This is a genomic window from Bacillus sp. LR_5 (assembly GCF_042709275.1).
The window spans coordinates 1-803 of the sequence record NZ_JAVAXX010000670.1 but is presented as its reverse complement, the minus strand read 5'-3'; the positions used below and the strand labels follow the sequence as shown (position 1 = coordinate 803).

2 protein-coding genes are annotated in these 803 nt (G+C 36.9%); one reads left to right on the top strand and one right to left on the bottom strand.

Translation table 11 applies throughout. The annotated features are described in order from the left end of the window. A partial coding sequence (locus tag RAC86_RS39405; RefSeq protein ID WP_377887038.1) for a hypothetical protein occupies window positions 1-598 on the top strand: 598 nt, incomplete at its 5' end. Here RAC86_RS39405 and RAC86_RS39400 read toward each other — a convergent pair. Next, a complete protein-coding gene (locus tag RAC86_RS39400) occupies window positions 595-738 on the bottom strand; it encodes a hypothetical protein (protein ID WP_003218150.1) in 144 nt (47 codons plus the stop codon). The genes RAC86_RS39405 and RAC86_RS39400 overlap by 4 nt on opposite strands. Between the last annotated feature and the right edge of the window lie 65 nt (window positions 739-803).

Here is an 803-nt window from a genome sequence, read left to right as displayed (position 1 = left end):
ACACCAAATTGATAAACACTATCTTTATGAAGTGAATCATAATGAAGTCTTATACTTTGAATCGTCCATTCAGCTTTATAAAGATTATGAGGGTGTCATTGTCGACATGGAAAAGCTTGATATAGAGTATGAATTCCTTATTGGGGACGTTGTTTATGTAAAAGATTATGGAAAAGAACTCTTTCGCATTATCGGCCACAGAACAGAAATTTGGAGATATTTAGAAGATGGCTGGGAAGATATCATTTATGAGCTGACCCGTTTAAAGGATGGAGAGTGGCTTGAAACGGAGGAAGAGGATCTCACACTGGTGCTGAGAAAATATGAAATGGACCAGTTTGTCCACCAGCTTTTGTTTGTCCACTATGTCGGAGAAACTGGCCATGAGATCGGCGAAGATATCGCATCGTCTGCTCTTCTTCAGTTTGAAGGCGATGATGAAGATCAAGATACCCTTCACATCCTTGCTGTATCAATTGTTGATGAACTTCTGGATATTTATAATGATTACAAAATTCTGTACGAAATGTTTCGAGATGAAGAATATAAAGATATGATGATGTTTGTTCTGGAAAGTTTAAAAGAGCATTTCAGTTAGTTTGTGAACATACGGATCAAGACATATAAAAAATAAGGAAGACAGCCCCAAATCATCACATGCGTCATTCCTTTGAGCGTTTTTTCCATTATGATATCAAATCTTTCTCCGTCCAGTGCTTCCATCATTTTAGCAATCATTGTGTCAGCCTCCCATGGCTAGTTTTTTTATTCAATGTATATGACTGAAAGAATTGTTTAGAACG